Source organism: Sphingobium sp. B2D3A (assembly GCF_025961795.1).
Classification (GTDB): Bacteria; Pseudomonadota; Alphaproteobacteria; order Sphingomonadales; family Sphingomonadaceae; genus Sphingobium.
On record NZ_JAOQOI010000001.1, the window covers coordinates 2823140 to 2844148 of the forward strand.

Sequence of the window (21009 nt, forward strand, 5' to 3'; positions counted from 1 at the left end):
CGCAATATCCCCTGTGAGAACTCAATGATGAGTCGTCAACTCCCCGCAGGCATTGCTTTGTTCACAGCCGCAGCTTCTGCTGCCTCCAGGCGCTCGATTTCCTCACGATAGGGCTTGCACGCGCGCCACATGCTGATCGTGGCGAGCGGAAGCAGTACGAGCGCGGTGATGAAGATCGCCTGCCAGAGCCGCGCTTCATCCCGCACGACATATTGCGCCACGACGCCGATCACGAGGCTGCCCATCGCGCCGAAAAAGGTGAACATGAACAGATACAGCGCCGTCACCTGTCCGCGCATGGCCTGCGGCGCGACCCGCTGCACGGCGGCGTTCTGCGCCGGTGCGCCCGCGAGGCCGAAGAGCGTCGCTACGGCCATTGCGCCCATGGCGAGGTGCCCGGTCGGCATCAGCGGCGCGGCTAGCGTGCAGATGGTGACTGCGGTGAAGCAGATCGCCGCCGTGCGAACGTTCGCATCCTTATACTTGCGGCCGAACCACGAGACCATCAGGCCACCGAGCACGAGGCCGGCGAGCTGCGCGACCAGCAGCATGGGCGCGAGCACAGCGCCGATCTGCGCCTCGTCCATGCCATAGGTCCGCACGAGGAAGGGAACGCGCCAGAAACCGATGCCCTGGCTTTCCGTCGCGCTGAGCGCCAGCGCGATGAACAACGGGTAATAGACCATGCCCTTCGCCTGAATGCCGCGAATGGCGTCAAAGCCCATGAACGTGGCGATCTTGCGGCCGAAGCTGGCTTTCTGCGGCACTGCGATCGGGTCGGCGACCGCGGCACGGCGCGCCGGCTCCTTCACCAACAGGAACAGCAGCGCCGCCGGGAAGGACAGCAGGCCGAGGCCGATCAAGATCCACTGCCAGTTGAAGATGCGCAGGCCCCACACATAGCTGGTATCCCAATGCGATACCGCGCCGATCATCATCCCGCCGAACAGCACGCCAAGCGTGGTGCCGCCGATGAAGCCGAACTGCAGCAGCGCGAAGGCAATCGGGATTTTCTTCGGCCGGAACATGTCGACGATGAGAGAATAGGAGCCGGGGCCATGGGCCGATCCGCCCGCGCCCAGCAGCATCCGCGCCGCGATGAACTGGCCGAAGCCCTGCGCCAGACCGCTCAGCATGGTGACACCGCCCGTCACCGCCGCGCTGATCGCGAGGATCATCTTGCGCGGATAGATATCCACGAGCCGGGCCAGCGGAATGCCGACGAACACGTAGAAGATGATGCTCGCCGGGCCGCCCAATATGCCAAGTTGCGTATCGGACAGGCCGAAATCGACCTTGATCCGCTCCGCCAGCATTCCGAACACGGTGGCATCGAAAAAGCTCAGGAAGGTGGCGATGATGATGACAGTCAGCGCGAAATAGGCGCGCGGGCTGGAGGGCCATTGCTGCGACGCGGCCCCAGCATCGTCGCCCGGCACGGAGTGTGCCGCCTGAGGTGCCATTGCCATGTCGTGAATTCCTCTCTGCTCGCCCTGGCGCCGCACCGGTTTCATTTCCTGCGGCTCGTTATCCTGCCAGTTTCAACCGCTGAGATTGATTCTGTCCAGCTTTAATTGCACAGGCGAAGCCCCTCGTCTAACCTCTTGCGAGCCTGCGCCATGGCACAGGCAGAGGAGAGGACATCATTATGCCGAACGAAACCGGGCGCCCTACAGCGGCGCAGGAGGATTATGCCGCCGATCGCGCCGCGATCATGCAGCTTGAAGCCGAGTATCTCATGGCGCTCGATTGGGGCGATGCCGAAAGCTACGCCGCCCTGTTCGCGCCCGAAGGCGTGCTGGAATGGGCAGGCGGCACCGCCGTCGGGCCGGAGGAAATCTACAAGGAAATCGGGGTCTACAAGGAAGCCATCAAGCAATATTATGGCGACGACGGCTCAGGCCAGCCTGTCACGCTGCGCCACTTCATCACCAATCAGGCCATCTATGTGCATGGCGATACGGCCAAGGGCGTGATCTACTGGTTCGAGGTAGCCAATAACGGCACGGGACATACACCGCATATCGGCAGCTACGGCCATTATGAGGACAGGATGCGGAAGGTGGATGGCGCCTGGAAGTTCGTCAGCCGCAAGATTTTCAACGAACAATTACCGAGCCGTCGCGCCGGCGCCGAAAATCCGGGACGGGCGGCGCGGCTGCCATAAACGTGTCATGACGCTTGTGCTCCTGCGAAGGCAGGAGCCCAGGGCAGCCAAGCGCTGAATTAGCTTAGTGAAACGGGGCGCCCGTACTAGGCGCCCCGCCCTATCTCAGTCCCGATAGCAGACCTTGCGGGCAGCCTTCACGACCCGCGCCGCATCGATCAGCGCCGCCTTTTCGAGATTGGCCGCATAAGGCAGCGGCACATCCTCATTGGTCACGCGCAGAACCGGCGCATCCAGATCGTCGAAGCCCTGCTCCATGCAGACCGCCGCAATCTCACTGGCGATGGAGCAGACCGGCCAGCCCTCTTCGACCACCACGAGGCGGTTGGTCTTCTTGAGGCTTTCCAGCACCGTCGCCGTGTCGAGCGGACGCAGCGTGCGCAGGTCGATCACCTCGGCATCGATGCCATCGGCGGCGAGCGTTTCCGCTGCCTCCAGCGCAACGCCGACGCCGATGGAATAGCTCACCAGCGTCACATCCTTGCCGGGGCGGACGATGCGTGCCTTGCCGATCGGCAAAACATGATCGTCAAGCTGCGGGACCTCGAAGCTGCGCCCGTAGACCAGCTCGTTCTCGAGGAACACGACCGGGTCTTCACTGCGGATCGCCGCCTTGAGCAGGCCCTTGGCATCCGAGCTGTCATAGGGCGCGATCACGATCAGGCCCGGCACGGCGGCATACCAGGGGCCGTAATTCTGGCTGTGCTGCGCGCCAACCCGGCTCGCCGCCCCATTGGGGCCGCGGAACACGATCGGGCAACGCATCTGGCCGCCGGACATGTAATTGGTCTTGGCGGCCGAGTTGATGATCTGGTCCATCGCCTGCATGGCGAAGTTGAAGGTCATGAACTCGACAATTGGCTTGAGACCGCCCATCGCAGCGCCGGCACCGATGCCGGCAAAGCCATGCTCGGTGATCGGCGTGTCGATCACGCGCTTGGGGCCGAACTCGTCGAGCAGGCCTTGGGTGACCTTGTAGGCGCCCTGATATTCGGCGACTTCCTCGCCCATCAGGAACACGCGCGGATCGCGCCGCATTTCCTCGGCCATGGCATCGCGCAGCGCCTCGCGGACGGTCGTCTTGACCATCTGCGTGCCTTCGGGGATCGCCGGATCCGTCACAGCGCTCGCCTTGCTGCCCGAGAGATTGGCGGTGCCGCTCTCGGCCTTCTTGGGGGCCTCGGCCTCGTCGGCAGCCTTGGGCGCAGCTTGCGCTTCGGCCTTGGGGGCTTGCGCAGCCGGTGCGGGCGCTTCTTCGCCTTCGCCGGAGAGCATCGCGATCACGGTGCCGACCTTCACATTGTCGGTGCCCTCGGCGATCAAGATTTTCTCGATGGTGCCTTCATCGACAGCCTCGAATTCCATCGTCGCCTTGTCGGTCTCGATCTCGGCCATGATGTCGCCGGCCTTGACCTCATCGCCTTCCTTGACGAGCCACTTGGCCAGCGTCCCCTCTTCCATCGTCGGCGAGAGGGCCGGCATCTTGATCTCGAGACCCATCAATACTGCTCCACCAGCACATCGGTATAAAGTTCGGCCATTTCAGGCTCGGGCGAGGTTTCCGCGAAGTCCGCCGCCTCGCTCACATCCTTGCGGATCTTCGTATCGATGGCCTTCAAATCCTCTTCCTTCACGCCGGCATCGGCGAGAATCTTCTTGAGGCCCTCGATCGGATCGGACGTGTCGCGCATGTGCTGCACTTCGTCGCGCGAGCGATATTTCGCCGGATCGGACATCGAGTGACCGCGATAGCGATAGGTCTTCATTTCCAGCAGGATCGGCCCCTTGCCGGAGCGGACATATTCCAGCGCCGCCTCGGTCGCGCCGCGCACGGCCAGCACGTCCATGCCATCGACCTGGATGCCCGGAATGCGGAAGCTCTCGCCGCGACGATAGAGCTGATCCTCGGCCGAGGAGCGCGCCACGGAGGTGCCCATGGCATATTGGTTGTTCTCGATCACATAGATGATCGGGAGCTTCCACAGCTCGGCCATGTTGAAGCTCTCATAGACCTGGCCCTGATTGGCCGCGCCGTCGCCGAAGTACGCGACGCACACGCCGCCATCCTCGTTATATTTGTGACCGAACGCCAGACCGGTGCCGAGGCTGACCTGCGCGCCGACGATGCCATGGCCGCCGAAGAACTTGTGCTCGACGCTGAACATATGCATCGAGCCGCCCTTGCCGCGCGAAATGCCGGCTTCGCGGCCCGTCAGCTCGGCCATGATGATCTTGGGGTCGATGCCGTAAGCGAGCATGTGGCCATGATCGCGATAACCGGTGATCACGCTGTCCTTGCCGGGCGTCAGCGCCGACTGGATGCCGACCGCAACCGCTTCCTGACCGATATAGAGGTGGCAGAAGCCGCCAATCAGGCCGAGACCGTAAAGCTGCCCGGCCCGCTCCTCGAAGCGGCGGATGAGCAGCATCTGACGGTAGAATTCGAGCAGCTCTTCCTGGCTCGCGTCATAGGGATTGGGCTCACCGGGGCGCTCCCGGTTATGGTCCGCAGACGGCGCCGTGGCAGTGGATGCAGGGGCATTTTGCGCGCGTCTGGAAGCTGGCTTCGCCAATGTTTCAGGTCCTTCTCGCGTGGCTGTTACAGCCAGCTATAGGCACGGCACCGGCAGGAGCGCAATGTCCAGATAGGTTAAATGGGTGGCGAAATCTGGTTAGTCGACCGCACCCATGTTCATTTCATTGGAACGACGACTTCATCGGGGTGCGTGACGCCGAGCTGCTTGCGGACCAGCTCGTCGACCATATCCGGATCAGCATGGCGCGGATCGAGCAGCTTCACCCGATTCTCCAGCGCGGCCTTCTGCTTGTGCAGCGCCGACAACTCGGCCTGCCGCTGCTTGAGCTGCCGGCTGTAATCGGACCAGGCGAGAATGCCGTTCGGGCCAATGATGGCATAGCCGATGAAGAGCAGGAGCAGGAAAATGGCAATGGCCGGCGTGAACGCCGAACCAAGAAGAAACCTCAATTTTGCCAGATGCGCCATGGGCCCTTGGAATCACGCCGACCGTCGCAATGCAAGCCCAAAATGAACGAATGCGACAAATTGCATTAACTTTGTAGACAAGCCGTCGACCCGGGGGATGCGCAACGGATCGTTCGCCTCCACCCGGACCGTTAAAACGCCTCAGCGGAAAATCGACGTTCCCGCATAATAAGCGCGGTCGCCCAGCTCTTCCTCGATGCGGATGAGCTGGTTGTACTTGGCGAGCCGGTCAGAGCGCGCCAGCGAGCCCGTCTTGATCTGACCGCAATTGGTCGCCACCGCCAGATCGGCAATGGTCGCGTCCTCGGTCTCCCCCGAGCGGTGCGACATCACATTGGTGTAGCGCGCCCGGTGCGCCATATCGACGGCAGCCAGCGTCTCGGTCAGCGAGCCGATCTGGTTGACCTTGACCAGCATGGAGTTGGCCAGCCCCTTCTCGATGCCCATGGCGAGGCGCTTGGGGTTGGTGACGAAAAGATCGTCGCCCACCAGCTGGCACTTGTCGCCGATCTTGTCGGTTAGGATCTTCCAGCCCTCGAAATCGTCCTCGCTCATGCCGTCCTCGATCGACTTGATCGGATAGCGCGCGACGAGATCGGCGAGATAGTCGGCCATTTCAGCCGGGGAGAGCGTCTTGCCCTCGCCGGAGATCACATAGCTGCCATTCTTGAAAAACTCGGTCGCTGCGCAATCGAGCGCCAGCACGACATTCTCGCCCGGCTTGTACCCGGCCTTCTCGATGCTCTGCATGATGAAGTCGAGCGCTTCGACCGTTGAAGCGATGTTGGGCGCAAACCCACCCTCGTCGCCCACGCCGGTCGCAAGACCCTTGTCGTGCAGACCCTTCTTGAGCGTGTGGAAGATTTCCGAGCCGATCTGCACGGCATGGGCGATGCTCTCCGCGCCCACCGGCATGATCATGAACTCCTGGAAGTCGATCGGATTGTCGGCATGTTCGCCGCCATTGATGATGTTCATCATCGGCACCGGCAGCACATGGGCAGAGACGCCGCCGACATAGCGATACAGCGGCAGGCCGCGCGCATCGGCGGCCGCCTTGGCCGTCGCGAGGCTTACGCCGAGAATGGCGTTGGCGCCGAGCCGCGCCTTGTTCTCCGTGCCATCCAGCTCGATCATCGCGGCATCGACATCGCCCTGATCCTCGGCATCCATGCCGGTGATCGCTTCGGCTATCTCGCCATTGACCGCATCGACGGCCTGGAGAACGCCCTTGCCGAGATAGACGGACTTGTCGCCATCGCGCTTCTCGACCGCCTCATAAGCGCCAGTGGACGCGCCCGAGGGAACGGCGGCGCGGCCGAAGCTGCCGTCTTCTAGCAACACGTCGACTTCCACCGTCGGGTTGCCGCGGCTGTCCAGGATCTGGCGGGCGTGAATGTCGAGAATTGCGGTCATGGCTGTGCCTTCCCCTTCCGTCTGGCAAATTATCGGCGCGGATTAGCGAGCGCACTCCCTCATGGCAATGGCGGGCGGCTCGGCTTATCTTGCTGTTTCTGTGCAATGGCGGGAACATTTGCCGCCGCAGGTCTGTTAAAGAGGGCGAGCCTTGCTATAACAGGCAAGCCTGTTCTGTATCACAAGAGGAACCCGCCATGGCCGAGACCAATAGCACTGGAACGACCCGCAAGAGCACGTCGAAGGCGACGTCGGCGCGCAAGGCTGCATCGGATGCCACGAGCGCGAAGTCGGCTGCGCTGTCCACGGCAGCAGAGGCGCGGGGCGCGGAGACCGGATCGAGCACCGACTGGCGCGAGCAGGCCGGCGAATTTGCCGAGCAGGCTAAGGCCACCGCACGCGGTGCCGCCACGACGGCCAAGAACACGACGGGCGATGCCCTCCATGGCCTCTCGAAGCTGATCGCCGAGACCGCCGAGACCGTCGATTCCAAGCTCGGCCCGCAATATGGCGATTATGCCCGCAAGGCTGCGGAAACCGTCGCTGGCGCGGCGGACTCGCTGGATGCCAAGGATATCGACCAGCTGACCGAGGAAGCGCGCAACTTCGTGCGTAAAAGCCCTGCGGTGGCGATCGGTGCGGCGGCCGTGGTTGGCTTTGTGCTCATGCGCATGATGCGGGGCTCATCGAGTGAAAGCTAAGGCTGCAAGGACCGGCCGGCATTGATCGATGAGTGATCCCGACACCATGCACACTGCGGCGGGCACCCCGCCGGACCCTGAAGACGCGCTTGAAAAGGAGACCATTGGCGAGAGCTTTTCGCGGCTGATTGCATCGGGCCGGGAACTCGCCGAGGCGGAATTGACGTGGGCGAAGCTTAAAGCGGCACTGATTGCCGCGGCGGCCCGCCGCGCGGCGCTGTTCGGCGTCCTCGCCTTTCTGTTCGTCAGTCTGGCGCTTGTTACGCTGGTCGCGGCAGCCGTGATCGCGCTCGCGCCTTCTGTCGGTTGGCTCGGCGCCGCTCTGATCGTAGCCGGAGTCCTCCTGCTGCTCGCTGTACTTTGCGGCCTGATGGTCAAGCGTGCCCTCTCCCCCCTCAGCAAGGCAGACCGGCCATGAGCAGCGCGCCCTCCCCCCTCGAGCTGGCCGAGGCCCGCCAGCGCGCGGATGGCGCAAGAGAGCGCTTCCGCTCTGCACTGGACGGGGTTCGCGAGCGGTTGAGCCCGGCGCACTTGAAGGACGACGCCGTCGAGGCGGTTCAGCAGAAGGTGTCGCAGGCGAAACAGGCCGCGCGCGGAACGCTGCGTCGCCATCCCGTCCTGACGACGCTGGGCGCGACCGGTGCGGTCGGCCTTCTCTTCTGGCGCCCTGTGCGATTCATCTTGCTCTACGTGATGCGTGGTGCTTGGCTCGTCTGGTTGAATCGCGCTCTGTGGAGCCAGAAAGAGGACAGTTGATCAGACGATGACCGCCCCGAAGACGAAGAAAGGCCGCCCAACGGCTTCTACGCTTGATCAGGTCAAGGACAAGGTCGGGAGCACGCTTGCCACGGTGCGCGAGCGGGGCGAGGACGTGGTCGCTGACACGCGCGAAAAGGCCTATCGCGCGGCCAATGAAACCAACCGTATGTTTCAGGAGCATCCCATCGCGGCGGTGGCCGCGGCGGCCGCAGCCGGGGCCGTCATCGCCATTTTCCTTCCCAAGCTCGCCATCGGATCAGCTGCGGACAAGGCCGGGCGCGCCGCGCAGCGCGCTGTGCGCAACTCCGGCGTGCGCCAGGCTGCGCAGACCATGTTCGCCAATCTTGCAAAGACGGAAAAGGCCGCGCTTCAAACGGCGGCGGTCGAAGCCGCCCGCCTGATCGGCAAACGCATCAAGAAGCCGCGTTCGGACAAGAAATCGGACGCCTAGGATCGCAAGGCCAGTGTCGCCATTCTTGGCAGAACCGGCCGAGGCTGCTAGCAAATCGACAACGCCCAGGCGCCTCTTGCCGGGCATAAATCCGGAGCACTTTCTTGAGCCTCATGCACCTCGTGATGGGCGGTCGCGTCAAAGACCCGCAAAAACTCGAATTTGAAGATCTGAATGCCATCGACATCGTCGGCATCTTCCCGAACTATGCCAGTGCCGAAGCGGCCTGGCGCGGCGCGGCGCAGCGGACCGTGGACGATGCGGAAATGCGCTATGTGATCGTCCATCTGCATCGCCTGCTCGATCCGAGCACGGATGATGCCGAGGATCACGCTCACTGACGGATTGGCTCGGGTGGCAGTGCTAGACCAGCGCTGGCACGCGCCCGTCAGGACGCCCGAAACCGCCGGGCCAGCAAGGGGCGTGCGAGCAGCAGGCCGGCGATGAAGCCGCCGATATGGGCGCCAACGGCGATCCCGCCGAAGAAACTGTCGAACCCGCCGGCCAGCGCGATCAGCAATTGCAGGATGGTCCACGCTGCGCCAAGCCAGACCATGCGGACGATATAGGCCGGCACAGGCCCGATCGCCTTCACGCCGCGCTGGCTGTAGATGAACGCATAGGTTCCGAGCACGGCGGAAATCGCGCCGCTTGCGCCGATCATCGGCACCCAGCCCTCCCCTTGCGCATAAAAGAAACTCGAAAGCCATTGCCCGAGCGCTGCGGCATACGCGCCGACGACATAGATCACCACGAGCCGACCTGGACCGAGCAGATTTTCAACGAAGCGGCCGCAGAAGATCAGCATCAGCACATTGAAGCCCAGATGCATCCACCCGCCATGCAGCAGCGTGGCGGTGAGCGGCGTGATCCACAGCGGCAGCCACGGCACGTTGAAGGTCAGCGCTTCGGACGACGAGAGCAACGTGACGCGCTCTGAAATGAACCCGGCAATCAGCGCTGCGCGCCCCATCTCCCCGGTGAGATACAACGGCAGGAAGACGATGACGATGATCGCCGCCAAAATGTTGGTCGCCGGACCTTTGGGAAGCTGCATCGCGATTTCAGCCGGCTGCGGCGCGAACCGACAGCGTGAACGCTGCCGGTGCGGCAACCAGAAAAGACATAATCATGGCGCGGCTGCGGATCAGATGAATTCGATCTTGTTGACCAGATAGAACTTGTCGCCGGACGGCACCGTCACCTCGACATCCTCGCCGACCTGACGACCGATGAGGGCGCGGCCAAGGGGGCTGTTGTAGCTGATCATGCCCAGCTTCGCGTCCGCCTCGGCCTGACCGACGATCTGGTAGCGCACCGGCTTGTCATCCTCGTCCAGCAAGGTGACCGTGGCGCCGAAGATGATCTTGTCGCCCGACAGCGTGGTGGGATCGATAACCTGCGCGCGCGAGAGCTTGTCTTCCAGATCGGCGATGGTCGCCTCGACCTGGCCCTGACGCTCCTTGGCGGCGTGGTATTCGGCGTTTTCCGAAAGATCGCCATGGGCGCGTGCCTCCTCGATCGCATCGACGATCTTGGGACGCTCGGCCTTGAGCGCGCGGAGCTGGTCGGTCAGCTTGTCATAACCGACTTGCAGCATCGGCATCTTCTCAACGGTCGCCATCTCGACTCCCTATTTCCAGCGCAACAATGCGCGAACTCCCTAGTCCGCCGGGGATCCGGTCGGCCCGCAACTGATTTCTTGTGTTCTGGAAGATCAGTCGTGCGACGCCTGATAATAGGATTGCAGCGACTTCACTTCAAGAGGACGCGCACGCAAAGCCTCAATTGCGTCCACAGCAGCCAGACTTGCCGCCGCAGTCGTGAAGCTCGGCACCTTGCCGCGCAACGCGCTCGTGCGGATCGCCTTGCTGTCCTTGAGCGACTGCCAGCCTTCCGTGGTGTTGAAGATGAGATCCACCTCGCCATCTGCAATGCGATCCACAATATGCGGACGGCCCTGCGCGACCTTGTTCACCTTCTCCACCGGCAGGCCGTTCTCTGCGAGGAAATCGGCCGTTCCACCCGTTGCGACGATCTTGAAACCGAGATCGGCAATCTTGCGGGCCCCGGGCAGGATCACGCTCTTGTCGCTATCCTTGACGGAGATGAAGACCGTCCCCTGCTTGGGCAGCACCGTGCCCGCGCCGATCTGCGCCTTGGCGAAAGCAGTCGCGAAATCGCTGTCGATGCCCATGACCTCGCCGGTCGACTTCATCTCCGGGGAAAGGACCGGATCGACGCCGGGGAAGCGATTGAACGGGAACACGGCTTCCTTGACCGCAATATGGCGGATCGCATTGCGGTCGATCTTCGGCAGGCTCGCGAGCTTCTCGCCGGCCATCACCCGCGCGGCGATCTTGGCGATCGGCGTGCCGATGGCCTTCGCCACGAACGGCACGGTGCGCGAGGCGCGCGGATTGACCTCGATGAGGTAGACCAGCCCATCCTTGACCGCGAACTGGATGTTCATGAGGCCCCGCACGGAGAGCGCGCGGGCCAGCACATCGGCCTGCCGCTCGATCTCGGCGATGAGATAATCGGGCAGGCTGTAAGGCGGCAGCGAGCAAGCGCTATCACCGGAGTGGACGCCGGCTTCCTCGATATGCTGGAGCACGCCGGCGACGACGACATCCTCACCATCGCACAGCGCATCGACGTCAACCTCAACGGCATCGCGCAGATACTGGTCGATCAGCACCGGCGAGTCGCCCGAGACCTGCACCGCCGTGGCGATATATTCCTCGAGCTGCGCCTGGCCGTCGACGATCTCCATCGCCCGGCCACCCAGCACATAGCTCGGGCGCATCAGCACCGGGTAGCCGATGCGATTGGCGACCGCGATGGCCTCTTCCCGGCTGCGCGCAATGCCGTTGGCTGGCTGGAGCAGGCCCAGTTTCTCGATCAACGCCGCGAACCGCTCGCGATCTTCGGCAAGGTCGATGGCATCCGGCGAGGTACCGAGGATGGGAATGCCGGCCTCTTCCAGCGCCTGCGCCAGCTTGAGCGGGGTTTGCCCGCCAAACTGCACGATCACGCCGACGAGCTCGCCCTTCGACTTCTCGACATGCAGGATCTCCAGCACGTCCTCCGCCGTCAGCGGCTCGAAATACAGGCGGTCGGACGTGTCATAATCGGTGCTCACCGTCTCCGGGTTGCAGTTGATCATGATCGTCTCATAGCCCGCATCTTCCAGCGCGAAGCAGGCGTGGCAGCAGCAATAATCGAACTCGATACCCTGGCCGATGCGGTTGGGTCCGCCGCCCAGGATCACGACCTTCCGCCGGTCGCTCGGCTGGCTCTCGTCCTCCGGCTCGCCGAAGCTCGGCGCCTCATAGGTCGAGTACATATAAGGCGTCTTGGCCTCGAACTCGGCCGCGCAGGTGTCGATCCGCTTGAACACCGGGCGCACGCCAAGCTTGTGCCGCAGCGCGCGCACTTCCTTCTCGGTGACGCCGCCAGTCATCGCCACCACGGCATCGCGGACGAGGCCCGAGCCGCGCTTGATCGCGTTGTCCATGCCGCCGGGAATGTTGGCCGACTGCAGCGCCAGCCAGGCAAGACGCTTGTCCGAGAAGCCCATGGACTTGAGCTTGCGCATGGCCTCTGCATCGCGCGGCAGGCCATTGGCCAGCACACCCTTCTCGGCCTCGACGATCTCGGCAAGGCGCTGCAGGAACCAGGGGTCGAACTTGGCGACGGCATGGATTTCATCCACGCTCAGCCCTTCACGCAGCGCCTGCGCTGCGATCAGCAGCCGGTCCGGCGTCGGCTGACCCAGCGCCGCGACAATCTGCTCCTTGGGCGCCCCGACCAGATGATCGACCTGATTGAAACCGGCGAGGCCTGTCTCGAGTCCGCGCAGGGCCTTCTGCATGGATTCGTGAATATTACGGCCAATTGCCATCACTTCGCCGACAGACTTCATCGCGGTTCCGAGCAGCGGCTCGGCGCCCTTGAACTTCTCGAAGGCAAAGCGCGGGATCTTCGTCACGACATAATCGATGGTCGGCTCGAAGCTCGCCGGCGTAACACCGGTGATATCATTGGTGATCTCGTCCAGCGTGTAGCCGACCGCCAGCTTGGCCGCGACCTTGGCGATCGGGAAGCCAGTGGCCTTGGATGCCAGCGCCGAGGACCGCGACACCCGCGGGTTCATCTCGATGACGATCAGCCGCCCATCCTTGGGATTGACTGCGAACTGTACGTTGGAACCACCTGTTTCCACGCCGATTTCGCGCAACACCGCGATGCTCGCGTTGCGCATGATTTGATATTCCTTGTCGGTCAGCGTCAGCGCCGGCGCGACGGTGATGGAGTCGCCCGTGTGGACGCCCATCGGATCGACATTCTCGATCGAGCAGATGATGATGCAATTGTCCGCGCGGTCGCGGACGACTTCCATCTCATATTCCTTCCAGCCGAGCAGCGATTCCTCGATCAGCACTTCGGTGGTCGGCGACGCATCGAGACCCGAGGTCACGATGCGCACGAACTCTTCTTTGTTATAGGCGACGCCGCCGCCGGTGCCGCCCATGGTGAAGCTGGGGCGGATGATCGCCGGCAGGCCGGTGAACTCCAGCGCGGCCATGGCTTCGTCCATGGTGTGCGCGATGCGCGACCGGGCGCTTTCAAGGCCGATCTTGTCCATCGCGTCGCGGAATTTGAGCCGGTCTTCCGCCTTGTCGATCGCCTCGGCATCGGCGCCGATCATCTGCACGCCATATTTCTCCAGCGTGCCATCGTTGAACAGGGCCAGCGCCGTGTTCAGCGCGGTTTGCCCGCCCATCGTCGGCAGGATCGCGTCGGGGCGCTCCTTCTCGATGATCTTGGCCACGATTTCCGGCGTGATCGGCTCGATATAGGTTGCATCGGCCATTTCCGGATCGGTCATGATCGTCGCGGGATTGGAGTTGACCAGAATGATCCGGTAGCCCTCTTCCTTCAGCGCCTTGCAGGCCTGCGTGCCCGAATAATCGAACTCGCACGCCTGGCCGATGATGATCGGGCCAGCGCCGACGATGAGGATCGAGGAGATGTCTGTTCTTTTTGGCATTATTTATTCCGAGCCTCGTTCCCGGTGGAACCGATTTGAAGATCCTTGCGCGATCGCACCTTGTCGAGCGCGCATTGAAGGGCATTGGTCTCGCTGACCGATGGCGGGGCCTCGCGTCGCAGCATGTCAAAGCTCACCCGATCGGTGCCATGAGCCACCAGCCGGACGACCTGATCGGCGCGGCAGGTCGCGACCATATGATCAAGCTGACGCTGCAACTGGCCCTGATCGCCTGCCGCGCCCGCCGCAAGGAGCGCGAGCGCAATCACGCCAGCCCCTCCACGAACCGCTGGAACAGGTAGAAGCTGTCCTGCGGCCCCGGCGAGGCTTCGGGGTGATACTGCACGGCGAAAGCCGGCTTGTCCGTAAAGGCGATGCCGCAGTTGGAGCCATCGAACAGGCTCACATGGGTCTCGACGACATTGGCCGGCAGCGTGGCCGTATCGACCGCAAAGCCGTGGTTCATCGAGGTGATTTCCACCACGCCGTCTTCCAACCGCTTGACCGGGTGATTGGCGCCGCGATGGCCCTGATGCATCTTGGTGGTCTTCGCACCGGCGGCCAGCGCCAGCAGCTGATGACCAAGGCAGATGCCGAAGATCGGGACATTCTCGTCGAGCAGCTTGCGGATCACCGGCACGGCATAGTCCGCTGTCGCCGCAGGATCGCCCGGGCCGTTTGAGAGGAACACGCCAGCGGGCTTGAGCGCCTTGATCTGATCGTAGGAGGCCGTGGCCGGCAGCACCGTGACCTTCGCGCCGGCCTTAACGAGGTTGCGGAAGATATTGTCTTTCGCGCCAAAATCCATGGCGACGACATGGGGCCGCTCGCCCGCTTCCATCGCCTCATAGCCAAAGCCGAGGCGCCAGGCGCCGCCGGTCCATTCGCGTTGCGCGCCGGTCACCTCGATAGCGAGGTCCATGCCTTCCAGCCCGGGCCAGGCCTTCGCCTTCTCATGCAGCGCCGCGAGATCGAACTGGCCCTGCGGATTATGGGCGATCACCGCATTGGGCGCGCCCTTCTCGCGGATCAGGCGGGTCAGTGCCCGCGTATCGACACCGGCGAGACCGATCCGGCCGTTGGCCTTCAGCCAGGCATCGAAGGGCTGGACGTTGCGGAAGTTGGACGGCGCAGTCACATCTTCACGCACGATGCACCCAAGCGCCCAGGGCTGCTGGCATTCGACGTCATCGGCGTTGGTGCCGACATTGCCGATATGCGGGAAAGTGAAGGTGATGATCTGCCCGGCAAAGCTCGGGTCCGTCATGATTTCCTGATAGCCGGTCATCGCGGTGTGGAAGCACAGCTCGCCAACCGCGTCTCCCTCGGCACCGAATCCGCGCGCGAAGACGACGGTGCCATCGGCTAGAACCAATACCCCCGTCGCTCCTTTGGGCACGGTCGGGTATTTGGCGTTCGCCATGGCTGTCTGATCCTTCGCTTTTTGCTTTCTGGCAGGCGCCCCAAGCGCCCGGCTAAACGGCCGGCTCACTATGGGTTCGCACATGCACGGTCAATCTATTAAAAATTCCGCATCGCCGCTATATCTGATCCTTTCCCGCACGGTGACTCGGAGATTACGTGATGATTCGCGACGGCATCAAGGCTGCCCAGATTGAGGCGATGAAGGCCGGCGACAAGGCGCGGCTGGCCGCTGTGCGCCTGATCCTGGCCAAGCTGAAGGACCGCGACATCGAACTGCGCACCGCCACAAGCACGCCCGATGACGACGTGATCGTGGTCGATGTGCTACAGAAGATGGTCAAGCAGCGCCGCGAATCGATCACCATGTTCGAGCAAGGCGGCCGTGCAGAACTCGCCGCGCAGGAGCAGGCCGAGCTGGAGGTGATCGAAGGCTTCCTGCCCAAGCAGATGAGCGAGGACGAAACCCGCGCCGCGATCGAGGCCATCAAGGCCGAAGTCGGCGCGTCGTCGGTGAAGGACATGGGCAAGGTGATGGCCGTGCTCAAGGACCGCCATGGGACGGTGCTGGACATGAGCAAGGCCAGCGGCTTGGTGAAGGCGGCGCTGGGGTGATTGGGGGGACGGGAGTTTCAACCTGCTCTCTCTGACATTACTCCCCTCCCCGTTCGTGTCGAGCGAAGTCGAGACACGGCTGGCACGGCGCTGAGGTGTCTCGACTTCGCTCGACACGAACGGGAAGAGTTGGGCACCACGGATAGAGGTTTTGGATGGCCTTCTGGACGTACATTCTGCGCTGCCGCGACGGCCGATACTATACGGGGCATACCGACGACCTTGAGCGTCGCATTGGCGAGCATCAGACAGGTGGCTTTTGCGCGTTCACGTCCCCACGTCGCCCGGTGACATTGATCTGGTCGGAAGATTTCGGATCGCGTGAAGAAGCCCTACAAGCGGAACTGATCGTGAAAAAATGGTCGCGCGCCAAAAAGGAGGCTTTGGCCGCCAGCGACTGGGCCAGATTATCGCACTTCTCCCGCCCGCCCTCAGAGCGTGTCTCGACTTCGCTCGACACGAACGGCGGTTTAGGGGCCGCCCGCGGAGGGGAGCGATCCGTCTCTGATGGGCAAACACCATGAGCCTCACCCCGCAATGGCTGGACGAACTCCGCGCCCGCACCACCCTCTCCACGCTCATTGGCAAGACCATCAAGGTCCAGAAGGCCGGGCGGGAATACAAGGCCTGCTGCCCTTTCCACAACGAGAAGACGCCCAGCTTCACGATCAACGACGAGAAGGGCTTCTACCATTGCTTCGGCTGCGGGGCGCATGGTGACGCGATCCGTTGGATGACGGATCAGCGCGGCCTGCCCTTCCTGGATGCGGTCAAGGAGCTTGCCGCCGCCGCCGGGATGGAGGTGCCCGCGCCCGATCCGCGCGCCGCCAAGCGGGCCGAGCAGGCGAAATCGCTGCATGACGTGACCGCCGCGGCGCAGAACTGGTTTGAGGATCAGCTTGGCGGGCTCGATGGCGCCGAGGCGCGCGCCTATCTGCATAAGCGCGCGCTTACGGACGCGACCCGCCGCGCGTTTGGGCTGGGTTTCGCGCCGGATAGTCGCGGCAAGCTCAAGACCGCGCTACGCGACTTCCCCGAGGACATGCTGGTCGAGGCCGGCATGCTCATCCGGCCGGAAGACAGCGAGCGAGACAGTTACGATCGTTTTCGCGGGCGGCTGATGATCCCCATCCGCGACCAGCGCGGGCGCGTGATCGCCTTTGGCGGACGGATTCTGGGCCAGGGTGAGCCCAAATATCTCAACTCGCCCGAGACGCCGCTGTTCGACAAGGGTCGCACGCTCTTCAACCTCGACAACGCGGCGCCTGCCGCGCGCAAAGCGGGCCGCATCATCGTCGTCGAGGGTTATATGGACGTGATCGCCATTGCCCAGGCCGGCATTGCCGAGGCCGTAGCCCCGCTCGGCACGGCGCTGACGGAGGCGCAGATCGAGAAATTGTGGAGCATGGTGGAGACGCCCATCCTCTGCTTCGATGGCGATGGCGCCGGCCAGCGCGCGGCAATCCGCGCTGCCCACCGCGCGTTGCCACTGCTGCGCCCCGGTCATAGCCTCGCTTTTGCGACGCTGCCGGCCGGGCAGGATCCTGATGATCTGTTGCGCGCCGAGGGGCTCCAAGCCTTCGAGGCCGTGCTCGCAAGCTCGATCCCGCTGGCGGACCTCATCTGGCGCAGCGAGCATGATGCCGCGCCGCTGGCCACGCCGGAAGAACGCGCTGGCCTCAAGCAGCGTCTCAATGCGCTCGCCGCCACAATCGCCGATAGCGACATCCGGGCGCTCTATTCTCGCCTGTTCAAGGAGCGTTACGACGCGCTGTTCTTCGCGCCGCGCGCCGCGTCCAACGCCCGCCTCGAGGGACGGCCCGCCGGTCGCGGCGGCGGCACGATGAAGGGCGGCCGCTGGATCGCCCCGCCCCCGCCGGCTACACAGGATGCCAAGGCGATCCGCGAAACCGGCGGAGACATGCTGCTTTTACGAGCCGTTCTGGCCGGCCTCCTGCGCTTTCCGGGCGAGATCCTCGTCCACCGCGAGGCACTGGACAGCCTGTCGCCGCCCGACTCCGGGCTGGCAAAGTTGCTCGATGCTCTGCTCAAAGCGGCCGATCGCCAAGAAACTGTTGAAACCGAGGCGCTCCTTACCATATTGGGCAGCACTGAGCTGTATAATATGGCGAAGGGGTTGCTCCGCGCCGACGCGCTGCATTTCACCTTCACCCAGGCCGAAGCCGACGGATGGCGTGCACAGCGCGATCTGGCGGAAGCCATCGGGGTGCTGGTGGCGATGCCGCGAATCGAAGCGGAGCTGGCGGCGGCGACGAGAGCGATGGCGGAGAATCTGGACGAGGCGAGTTTCGCCCGCCAGCAAGCCCTGCGCAAGCTCAAGGAAGACCTGGCGGCACGAGCCGCCGAGCTGGCCCAACCCCTCGAAGAGTGAATAACAGGCCCGCGCAGCATTGCGCTTGGCCCGGAGCAAGGCAACGCATGGCGACGAAGATCAATGGAAACGCTGGAAACCCGGAGAGTGGCGAAGAAGGCGGCGATGCCCCCCTTCTCGATCTCAACGAAGCGTCCATCAAGAAGCTGATCGCCCGTGCCAAGAAGCGTGGCTACATCACCTATGACGAGCTGAACAGCGCCCTGCCGCAAGGCGAGATGTCCTCAGACCAGATCGAGGACATCACCTCGGCGCTTAGCGACATGGGCATCAACATCGTCGAGAACGAAGAACAGGGCGATGACGGCGAAGAGCAGCCCGAATCCGAAGTCGAATCCATCGACAATGGTTCGGACGAGGAAGACGGCTCAGGCAACGTCGCCGAGAAGAAGCAGACGACGACCGACCGCACCGACGACCCCGTGCGCATGTACCTGCGCGAAATGGGCGCAGTGGAACTTCTCAGCCGCGAGGGCGAGATTGCCATCGCCAAGCGCATCGAGGCCGGTCGCGACACCATGATCCTCGGCCTGTGCGAAAGCCCGACGACGTTCAACGCGATCATCGGCTGGTCGACCGCGCTCAACAATGGCGAAATGCAGTTGCGCGAGATCCTCGATCTCGATGCCATGCTTTCCAAAGACCCGGCGCCGGAAAGCCTGTCGGAAGACGGCGAAGACGACGATGGCGAGATTTCCGAAAAGACCGCCGGTCCCTCGTTCAAGGACGAGGACGAGGTGAAGGACGAGCCGGAAGCCGACGGTGACGACGATGATTCCATGGTTGAACGCCGCACGGCGCGCCAGGAAGAGGACGACGAGGAGGATAACACCCTCTCGCTCGCCGCCATGGAAGAGTTGCTCAAGCCCGCCGCGCTCGAAAAGTTCGCCAACATCACCGAGCTGTATGGCAAATTCGGCAAGATCCAGCAGGCCCGGCTGGTCGCGCTCGGCAATGGCATGGAATTCCCCGCCAAGGACGAAGCGACCTATCACAAGCTGCGCGAAGACCTGACGGCGGAAGTCGAGAGCGTCCAGTTCCACCAGCAAAAGATCGAATATCTCGTCGATCAGCTTTACGCGTTCAACCGGCGCCTGACGACGCTGGGCGGCCAGATGCTGCGCCTCGCCGAGCGCCACAAGGTCCCGCGCAAGGACTTCCTCGACCAATATGTCGGCCAGGAGCTGGACGATGGCTGGCTGGAGAAGGTCAGCAAGCTCGACAAGAAATGGGCGGCCTTTGCAGCCAATGAGGTCGATGCTGTCGAGCGCATCCGCGCGGAAGTCTCCGAAATCGCGCAATCGACCGGCACGTCTCTGCCCGAGTTCCGCCGCATCGTGAACATGGTGCAGAAGGGCGAGCGCGAGGCGCGGATCGCGAAGAAGGAAATGGTCGAGGCCAATCTCCGGCTCGTGATCTCGATCGCCAAGAAGTACACCAATCGCGGCCTGCAATTCCTGGATCTGATCCAGGAGGGCAATATCGGCCTGATGAAAGCGGTGGATAAGTTCGAATATCGCCGCGGCTACAAGTTCAGCACCTATGCGACTTGGTGGATCCGCCAGGCGATCACCCGCTCGATCGCCGATCAGGCCCGCACCATCCGTATTCCGGTGCACATGATCGAGACGATCAACAAGCTGGTCCGCACCAGCCGCCAGTTCCTCCACGAGCAGGGCCGCGAGCCGACGCCGGAGGAAATGGCGGAGCGCCTCTCCATGCCGCTCGAGAAGGTGCGCAAGGTGATGAAGATCGCCAAGGAGCCGATCTCCCTCGAAACGCCGATCGGCGATGAGGAAGATTCGCACCTCGGCGATTTCATCGAGGACAAGAACGCGATCATTCCTGTGGATGCCGCCATCCAGGCAAACCTCAAGGAAACGGTCACCCGCGTCCTGGCGAGCCTTACCCCGCGTGAGGAGCGCGTGCTGCGCATGCGCTTCGGCATCGGCATGAACACCGATCACACGCTGGAAGAAGTCGGCCAGCAATTCTCGGTGACGCGCGAGCGTATTCGCCAGATCGAGGCGAAGGCACTGCGCAAGCTCAAGCACCCGAGCCGCAGCCGCAAGATGCGCAGCTTCCTAGACCAGTAAGGTCCGAAATCAGATCAGGCGGCGGAGGCGTTGCGCGCTTCCGCCGCCTTTTTCGTGCGCGCATTACCTGCCAGCCCCAAGAACCTTAGCACGTCTGCGCGACCGAGCTAATACTCTGAAATAAAACAGGCTCGCGTTGCTTGGTTGGAGCGTTTTCAACATCTTGTTAACTTCCTGCGCGTTACATCGCGGCGGGGAAAATTGCCGGCCTGTCGGTTCGGCATTCTGAGGCTTGATATGGACCCGCGCCCGCTTGATTTCGTTGAGACCGGCCTTTCCGCCCGAGTGCTTGCGCTCGTGGAGAGCGAAGGGTCCGCGACACATTCTTACTGCGCGCCCGTGCTGGCCGGCGAGCGGATATCCTTTGCGCGGCGCTCGGCCGACTTTGCGGACTTCATCCACCTTCTCGTTCTGCTCCACGGCCAGATCCCGGGCGTTGTCGATCATGCCGCTGTTCACACCGCAGAGCCGGTCGCCCGCGATTGGCTGATCCGCTCGACCAGCGCCTTTGCCGAAGAACGCGACTATATGCATCGCCTCTGCGCTGCGGCCGGGCCGGTGCCGAGCACGCCGCGCCATAGTGAGGCGACTGCGGCCATCGCCCAGCAAAGCCACGCGATTGAAATGCTTGCCCAGTCGGAACGGCGCGGTTGCGCGCTCGGCACGGCGATCACGCTGGTGCTGGAATGGCAGGCCATCCGCAAGATCCTCGACGTCGGTGCGCTCAGCCTCGGCATCGAGCCGGCCGAAACCACCCTCCCCAGCCAGTCCGATACCGTGGCTCTTCTGGACGACCTTCCCCAGGTCGAGCGCTTCTCGCGTGCCGTGCAATTCGGCGCCGATCAGTTGCTCGTGCAGCATCGCGGCATGTGGAACTTGCTCAAGGCCAGGGCTGGCGCGCGACAGAGCAGTCAGTAAGATCGATTGAAC

General features: G+C 63.3%; 21 protein-coding genes. 11 read left to right on the forward strand and 10 right to left on the reverse strand.

What is annotated here, in order from left to right; genetic code table 11:
• Window positions 1-35: 35 nt before the first annotated feature.
• On the reverse strand, window positions 36-1469 hold the full coding sequence (locus M2337_RS13105) for an MFS transporter (RefSeq protein WP_264570606.1): 1434 nt from the start codon (window positions 1467-1469) through the stop codon (window positions 36-38).
• 179 nt (window positions 1470-1648) lie between these two features.
• Between M2337_RS13105 and M2337_RS13110 the strand changes: the two genes are divergently transcribed.
• Window positions 1649-2167 (forward strand): nuclear transport factor 2 family protein, encoded by a 519-nt coding sequence (locus M2337_RS13110; RefSeq protein ID WP_264570607.1) that lies wholly within the window; start codon window positions 1649-1651, stop codon window positions 2165-2167.
• A 105-nt stretch (window positions 2168-2272) separates the two neighbouring features.
• Here the strand turns inward: M2337_RS13110 and M2337_RS13115 are convergent, their stop codons facing one another.
• The 4 genes from M2337_RS13115 to eno all read right to left on the reverse strand — a co-directional run bounded on the left by M2337_RS13115 (window position 2273) and on the right by eno (window position 6587).
• Window positions 2273-3667, reverse strand: a complete 1395-nt coding sequence (locus tag M2337_RS13115) for a pyruvate dehydrogenase complex E1 component subunit beta (RefSeq protein ID WP_264570608.1) — start codon at window positions 3665-3667, stop codon at window positions 2273-2275.
• A complete protein-coding gene (gene pdhA, locus M2337_RS13120; protein WP_264570609.1) occupies window positions 3667-4740 on the reverse strand; it encodes a pyruvate dehydrogenase (acetyl-transferring) E1 component subunit alpha in 1074 nt (357 codons plus the stop codon). The genes M2337_RS13115 and pdhA overlap by 1 nt, the downstream gene beginning before the upstream one ends.
• A gap of 119 nt (window positions 4741-4859) precedes the next feature.
• On the reverse strand, window positions 4860-5171 hold the full coding sequence (locus tag M2337_RS13125) for an FtsB family cell division protein (protein WP_181559912.1): 312 nt from the start codon (window positions 5169-5171) through the stop codon (window positions 4860-4862).
• A 141-nt stretch (window positions 5172-5312) separates the two neighbouring features.
• A complete protein-coding gene (eno, locus tag M2337_RS13130; protein ID WP_264570610.1) occupies window positions 5313-6587 on the reverse strand; it encodes a phosphopyruvate hydratase in 1275 nt (424 codons plus the stop codon).
• A 197-nt stretch (window positions 6588-6784) separates the two neighbouring features.
• Here eno and M2337_RS13135 point away from each other — a divergent pair, with 197 nt between their 5' ends.
• The 5 genes from M2337_RS13135 to M2337_RS13155 all read left to right on the forward strand — a co-directional run bounded on the left by M2337_RS13135 (window position 6785) and on the right by M2337_RS13155 (window position 8839).
• Entirely contained in the window at window positions 6785-7288 is a 504-nt protein-coding gene (locus M2337_RS13135) for a hypothetical protein (RefSeq protein WP_264570611.1), read from the forward strand.
• Window positions 7289-7316: 28 nt separating this feature from the next.
• Window positions 7317-7706 (forward strand): phage holin family protein, encoded by a 390-nt coding sequence (locus M2337_RS13140; protein WP_264570612.1) that lies wholly within the window; start codon window positions 7317-7319, stop codon window positions 7704-7706.
• Window positions 7703-8044, forward strand: a complete 342-nt coding sequence (locus M2337_RS13145) for a hypothetical protein (protein ID WP_264570613.1) — start codon at window positions 7703-7705, stop codon at window positions 8042-8044. The genes M2337_RS13140 and M2337_RS13145 overlap by 4 nt, the downstream gene beginning before the upstream one ends.
• 7 nt (window positions 8045-8051) lie before the next feature.
• Window positions 8052-8498, forward strand: a complete 447-nt coding sequence (locus M2337_RS13150) for a hypothetical protein (RefSeq protein WP_264570614.1) — start codon at window positions 8052-8054, stop codon at window positions 8496-8498.
• Between the two features lie 104 nt (window positions 8499-8602).
• The gene (locus M2337_RS13155) at window positions 8603-8839 is read left to right on the forward strand and encodes a DUF4170 domain-containing protein (RefSeq protein WP_264570615.1); all 237 of its coding nucleotides are present in this window, start codon (window positions 8603-8605) and stop codon (window positions 8837-8839) included.
• Window positions 8840-8886: 47 nt separating this feature from the next.
• On the opposite strand, the gene M2337_RS13160 is transcribed toward M2337_RS13155, so the two are convergent.
• The 5 genes from M2337_RS13160 to carA all read right to left on the reverse strand — a co-directional run bounded on the left by M2337_RS13160 (window position 8887) and on the right by carA (window position 14977).
• On the reverse strand, window positions 8887-9555 hold the full coding sequence (locus M2337_RS13160; protein ID WP_264570616.1) for a rhomboid family intramembrane serine protease: 669 nt from the start codon (window positions 9553-9555) through the stop codon (window positions 8887-8889).
• Between the two features lie 90 nt (window positions 9556-9645).
• Window positions 9646-10122: a transcription elongation factor GreA gene (gene greA, locus M2337_RS13165; protein WP_181559920.1), complete on the reverse strand. Its 477-nt coding sequence runs from the start codon at window positions 10120-10122 to the stop codon at window positions 9646-9648.
• A gap of 93 nt (window positions 10123-10215) precedes the next feature.
• Complete coding sequence (carB, locus tag M2337_RS13170) at window positions 10216-13554, reverse strand: carbamoyl-phosphate synthase large subunit (RefSeq protein ID WP_264570617.1); 3339 nt, start codon at window positions 13552-13554, stop codon at window positions 10216-10218.
• A complete protein-coding gene (locus tag M2337_RS13175) occupies window positions 13554-13823 on the reverse strand; it encodes a hypothetical protein (RefSeq protein WP_264570618.1) in 270 nt (89 codons plus the stop codon). The genes carB and M2337_RS13175 overlap by 1 nt, the downstream gene beginning before the upstream one ends.
• A complete protein-coding gene (gene carA, locus M2337_RS13180) occupies window positions 13820-14977 on the reverse strand; it encodes a glutamine-hydrolyzing carbamoyl-phosphate synthase small subunit (protein ID WP_264570619.1) in 1158 nt (385 codons plus the stop codon). The genes M2337_RS13175 and carA overlap by 4 nt, the downstream gene beginning before the upstream one ends.
• Window positions 14978-15138: 161 nt before the next feature.
• On the opposite strand from carA, the gene M2337_RS13185 reads away from it, so the two are divergent.
• The 5 genes from M2337_RS13185 to M2337_RS13205 all read left to right on the forward strand — a co-directional run bounded on the left by M2337_RS13185 (window position 15139) and on the right by M2337_RS13205 (window position 20997).
• Complete coding sequence (locus tag M2337_RS13185; RefSeq protein ID WP_264572265.1) at window positions 15139-15591, forward strand: GatB/YqeY domain-containing protein; 453 nt, start codon at window positions 15139-15141, stop codon at window positions 15589-15591.
• A gap of 155 nt (window positions 15592-15746) precedes the next feature.
• Window positions 15747-16115 (forward strand): GIY-YIG nuclease family protein, encoded by a 369-nt coding sequence (locus tag M2337_RS13190; RefSeq protein WP_264570620.1) that lies wholly within the window; start codon window positions 15747-15749, stop codon window positions 16113-16115.
• A complete protein-coding gene (dnaG, locus tag M2337_RS13195; protein ID WP_264570621.1) occupies window positions 16112-17983 on the forward strand; it encodes a DNA primase in 1872 nt (623 codons plus the stop codon). Before M2337_RS13190 ends, dnaG begins: the two co-directional genes overlap by 4 nt.
• 47 nt (window positions 17984-18030) lie before the next feature.
• Complete coding sequence (gene rpoD, locus M2337_RS13200) at window positions 18031-20079, forward strand: RNA polymerase sigma factor RpoD (protein WP_264570622.1); 2049 nt, start codon at window positions 18031-18033, stop codon at window positions 20077-20079.
• Between the two features lie 237 nt (window positions 20080-20316).
• Entirely contained in the window at window positions 20317-20997 is a 681-nt protein-coding gene (locus tag M2337_RS13205; RefSeq protein WP_264570623.1) for a DUF6975 family protein, read from the forward strand.
• Window positions 20998-21009 lie beyond the last annotated feature (12 nt).